General features: G+C 44.9%; 1 pseudogene. It reads left to right on the forward strand.

Going from position 1 to position 1,008, the window contains the following annotated elements:
- Window positions 1-10: 10 nt before the first annotated feature.
- Window positions 11-981, forward strand: a pseudogene (locus VXQ92_RS21575) (MFS transporter); the annotation flags it as partial.
- Window positions 982-1,008: the final 27 nt, after the last annotated feature.

The raw sequence follows: 1,008 nt of genomic DNA on the forward strand, positions 1-1,008 counted from the left end.
TTTTGTTTAAACTGAATGGCAATTTTACACCTTACGTTTTTTGCTTGGTGTTGCTGAAGCTGGGCTAGCTCCGGGTTTGTTGCTCTACCTCACTTACTGGTTCCCATCTTACCGCCGTGCGCGCATGACCGTACTTTGGTTTATCGCGATTCCAATTTCAGGAATGATTGGTGGCCCACTTTCAGGCTTAATCATGGACCGAATGAGCGGTGTACATGGTTGGTTTGGCTGGCAGTGGATGTTTGTGATCGAAGTATTCCTACAGTGATTGTGGGCTTACTTGTACTAGCTGTTTTAAAAGATTCAGTTCAAGACGCCAACTGGTTAACCCAAGACGAAAAGAACTTGGTGAAGCAAGAGCTTGCTCAGGATAATCAGCACAAAGAAGGTCATGCTAGCGTTAAAGAGTTCATCGCAGATAAACGCTTATGGCTACTGGCAGGTATTTATTTTTGTGTCGTGATGGGGCAATACGCCATTACATTTTGGCTACCAACTCTCATTCGTAACTCGGGCATTAGTGATAACTGGCATATCGGTTTGCTCACAAGCCTGCCTTATATGTGTGCGATTGTGGTCATGATTTTGGCGGGGCGTAGCGGCGACCATTTCCAAGAACGCCGCTGGCACTTAATTATCCCGATGTGTGCAGGCGCTTTAGCCCTCACATTTGCAACTATATTCGCTTCAAATCTAACGCTCTCTTTAATTTGCCTTTGCATCGCAGCCTCAGGTGTGCTGACGGCATCCTCTTTATTCTGGATGTTACCGACCAACTTTTTGGGTGGTGTTTCCGCAGCGGCAGGTATTGCAGCAGTGAATAGCTTTGCCAATCTTGCAGGATTTTGCTCACCTTATTTAATCGGTTGGGTCACTACCAACACAGGTTCAAATGCAATCGGCATGTTCTTAATCACAACAGTATTAATTTTCGGTGCCAGTCTGGTTCTGCGTGTTCCGGCAAAACTGGTTAATCGTTAAATAAGGAATAGTAAATGACAATATTAA

The organism is Acinetobacter sp. 228 (assembly GCF_048147885.1).